A 4497-nucleotide genomic window follows, 5' to 3' on the forward strand; every position below is an offset into this window, starting at 1 on the left:
CTATATTTCTAAATTACTTAATTTTTGCTGCATCAAATGCTTTTTGAACTGCTTGAACTTCAGCTGTATTCGCACCATATTTATTAGTTGCCACTCGAATACATGCTGATTTCAATTCTTTGAAATTAGAAGTCATGTTTAACTCATCTGTATTTGCATAATAGAAAATATCAAACATTTTATCTTCACCAATTCCTTTAACAGTTACTCCGTTATGAGTTCCGCCTTTCGCAATGAGATACGCAACTTTATTAATAATACTTGAATTAAAATGAACACCGCCTTGATCCCATCCATTAAAATCGTTAAATTCACTGTAATCATCTGGATAAGGTACTCCTAGTGAAGATGGAATAGAAGCTGGGTTTTCCATATCACGGAAAACAGATCCTGTTTGTTCTCCCATTGTCCAGTTAAAGTTTCCATTATTTACGTATTTCTCAATAGATGTTCCCATAATATCAGATAATGCCTCATTAATCGCACCGGATTCTCCGTAATATTCAAGATTAGATTCGCTAGAAGTAACAGCATGTGTAAATTCATGTCCAGCTACGTCATATGCTTTAACAATAGGATCGCCATATACAAGCATACTTCCATTATTAGCACTTAATGCATTCTGCCAATTTTTCGGATCATTCGTCTCTTCAGAATCCCAAGCGTGTACAACTGAAACTACTTTTTGTCCTTTATTATCAAAGCTATTACGCTTGTATTTATCTTTATAAAAATCAAATACTTTTGTTGCTAAGTAATGAGCACTTACTGCTTTTGGATCGTTAAATGTTGCCGAAGTACTAGTCGCTAATGTACCAGGATAATAGCTTTCTTCTTTAGTAATATCTCTGTAATTCACATCATATGTTTCAATTCCTTGCCCTCTTGTATAATCAGCAAGAGCATATTTGCCATTACTTTGTTTAGAGATACCAAATGAACGAGAAATACCTAAATCATCTTTTCCTGTTCCAGTTAATGGTGTAAGACTGCTTTGTTTACTTTTCTTTAAAGCTCCAACTAGTTTGTCACTGGCTTTTAAGTTAGATTCTTGTACCATATTTTTTAACATATCACCATTTTGTGCATTTACTAAATAAGTACCAGAAACATAGTTTGGTGTTGCAGCTTCAAAGGTAACTTGGTATGCATTTTTAGCTTCTCCATTATCTTCATCAACAAAAATAACCTCTTTAACTTCTGGCTCAGAAATAAACTTGAGATCGTTCCCGTACTTCGTATAAATAAATTGTTTTGCTTCATCTTTTGATAGATTAATAGGTTTTTTCAATTCTTCTTGTTTTAAATTTTGCGCGCTATCACCTGAAACACTTTTAATAACACCCTTATTATCTACGTGTGCAGTTAATTGATGGCCATATACTTCTTTTCCTTCGTATGTTTGCTGCATACGCACAAGTGTAGTTCCATCATACGAACCACGTTTTTGAAGGACTTTATAATCTACCCCTGCTTCTCCATTGACTTGTTTTTGGGACAGAGCTTGCTCTGTTTTCTCCTTAAGTGCATCCTTTACTACATTTTCTGGTGCCTTTTGTGACGGCTGTGTAAGTTCACCCGAACGGAACGATTCCTCTTGAATTTGAACTTGTAGTTGATCTGTTTCCTCTGCATGACCTACGCCATATGGTGCCACAGCTGTTAAAGCTAATCCTGTTGTTAATGCTACCTTAGTTAATGTCTTTTTGTTTTTCATTATTTCACCTCGTATAATTTTTGAAATAGAAAGCTTGTACAAAGTATACTGTCTATTCCTGTCGGAAAAAAGAGAAAATACGAAATTTATGTAACATTATGCAAAATTACATAAATTGTTGTCAATATTCAAAATAATGAACGGAACACATATGTACATTATTTTGAATAAAAGAGAATCCTTATAGACACTCATCCAATTGGTTAGTTATTAATTATCTATATTCATTCTAATAAAAGTATACTTACATCTAAATAACAACATAAAAACCCACTCTTTACTATTGTAAGAGTGGGTTTCATACTATTAAAATAACAATTACTATAAGAAACCTTATAATTTATATTTTTTTAGTAATCCTATTAAGTTTTTTATAAAATTCACCTTTTGTCTTTGCATGATTAAACTCATTTGGATTAATATTTGCTTTTTGCGCGAGTGCTACAATCTCTTCTTTTGAAATTGAGTCTTTCGTATTTATAGATGCTATATTTGTGTATTTTCCGTCTTCTGTTTTTGGAATTTCTAAAATCCCTTTATTCACAAGATCAACTACAGCCTTATGCTCTGAAGAATGTAAATCTACACCAGTAATTTTCCAATTACGCATAACTTTTGGTGTGTATACACCGTTCTTTACCTCTTTTAAATATGTAATAGCAAGGTTACGAATGGTTCCACCTGTTTCTCCAAATGCATTCTCTTGTTTAGATGACCAAATTTGTTCAAACTTACGCCCCTCTAAAGCTCCCCCTTTTGCCTGAAGAGCCTCCATTCTATATGCATTCATTCCCAGCGTCATAACATCGCTCGTTTTGATTGGTTTGTTTGTACGAATAGAGCGTAAATTTATAATTCTACTTCCATATGGTTTTGTTAAGTCAATTTCGTATTTTACGCCTCCAAAGAAATCGTTCGTACTGTATTTAGATGCACGGCGGGTTTTATCAAAGCTAACGGTTACATCTCCGGCACGAGATGAGTTAAAATATCCTGCTGCCCATTCCATATAGTCTTTTAAATCTTTTCCAGAAATCTTATATACTGTAATTTCTCCCAAGGCATATTGGTAATTGTACGCAATATCTTTTTTCTTAATAGGACCTATATCCAAACGGGCATAATCATTATCAATTTGATGGGCTACTACATCCGCTTTACTGTAGTAGAGCATGACTTCATGAAAGAAATCTGATAAAGGTGTTTCTTGAATCTGAACACTTGGAATACCTTTTATTTCATTTTCAGGAACAAGATTTCTCCCCTTTAATTGAGCGACTACAACATTTGCATCTCCTCTCGCATATTCGTGAAAAGGTGTTAATGTTTCTTCAAGTGTAGGATCAGATAATATCGTTGTTCCATCAGCATTTTTTACAGGTATAGCGGTAGCAGTTTTATCTTTTAAAACCAATTTCCCATCTTGCTTTGTAAAAGTAAGGTCAATACGTGAAATATGTGTTCCATATTTATCTGGTTCTGTAATAATTACGCCATTTACAACTTCTTTTTTTACAAGTTTATGCATATGAGCCGCAAAAATAGCGCTTAGTTCCGGACAAGCATTTGCAATATCTTGAACACCAGTACCAGGGATACCATTCTCATTTTCTAATCCCATATGCATAACTCCTACCATTACATCTACTTTACCTTCTAATTCCTTAATTGCCTTTTTCGTCTCTTCTACCGGATTTTTCACCACTACACCATCTAAGTGATCTGTCCCTTTTTCAAAATCACTAATCATTGGTGTATTCATACCAATAATCCCAACTTTAATTCCACCTTTTTCTACAATTGTATATGCAGGAAGAAAGCGCTCTCCATTTTCCTTATAAATATTTCCTGCTAACGTTTTTCCCTTATATTGCTCACTAACTTTTTTCAATGTATCTAATCCAAAATTGAATTCATGATTTCCAAATGCCCAGGCGTCATATCCCATTGTATTCATCGCTACCATCATTGGCGATTGTGGTTTATCGTTGAATAATTCTACTGAGTTTCCTTGAATTGTATCCCCAGCATCTACTAATATGGTATTTGGATTTTGTTGACGGACCTTCTTTATAACCGTATAAAGCTGCGTCAAACTTCCACTCATATTTGCTCCATCAAGCGCATAATCCCAAGGCATAAATCTACCATGAATATCTGCAGTACCTAACAATGTGATATTAACTTCAGATTCCTCAGCCTTAGAGATAGGTGGTTTGACTATTACTGCTGTTCCAAGCAGTAATAGAATTACAAAGTAACATACATAGTTCTTCCATTTCATTTTTTGCATAATAATAATATTTCTCCCCTTTTTGTACTTTCATAAAGTTGCTTGAACTTTAAAAATGTAACTTATTATTCAGGAAACTTCAACTACAAAAGATAATTTTGAAGGTGGTTCTGTTGCAAAATAAAGAGAATAAATTGCATACATCCCCTAACAGAATTGTATTTTATCGTTTCCTGACAGAATACCCCTTCCTTAAGCGTGTGAAGAGTACTTTCAAAATAAGGACATATCATTCATCATCATAAAATCATTATTTCAATTTACTAAAATTCGCATATAAAATATGTTATGATGATTATTTTTTTGAATTTCATTGTCGAAGTATTTCCTTCTCAATGAAAATACTTCCAAAAAAATAACCCCGCTCTTCATTTAAGACGGGGTTACACTTATACAGAAAATCGGATAGTTTCATATTTTCTTAAGCTTATTGGTTACTTTCAACTAATTTCATTCTATTTTTGTTTTCTTCTGAATCAATATGAAT

2 protein-coding genes are annotated in these 4497 nt (G+C 33.3%); both read right to left on the reverse strand.

What is annotated here, in order from left to right; all coding sequences use genetic code 11:
- Positions 1-13: 13 nt before the first annotated feature.
- A complete protein-coding gene (locus tag GBN78_RS28750) occupies positions 14-1717 on the reverse strand; it encodes a M4 family metallopeptidase (protein WP_152127985.1) in 1704 nt (567 codons plus the stop codon).
- A 340-nt stretch (positions 1718-2057) separates the two neighbouring features.
- Positions 2058-4010 carry a bifunctional metallophosphatase/5'-nucleotidase gene (locus GBN78_RS28755; RefSeq protein WP_152127986.1) on the reverse strand — a complete coding sequence of 651 codons (1953 nt, stop codon included), beginning with the start codon at positions 4008-4010 and terminating at the stop codon, positions 2058-2060.
- Positions 4011-4497 lie beyond the last annotated feature (487 nt).

Origin of the sequence: Bacillus sp. B2-WWTP-C-10-Post-4 (assembly GCF_009183805.1) — a bacterium.
Taxonomy (GTDB): Bacteria; Bacillota; Bacilli; order Bacillales; family Bacillaceae_G; genus Bacillus_A; species Bacillus_A cereus.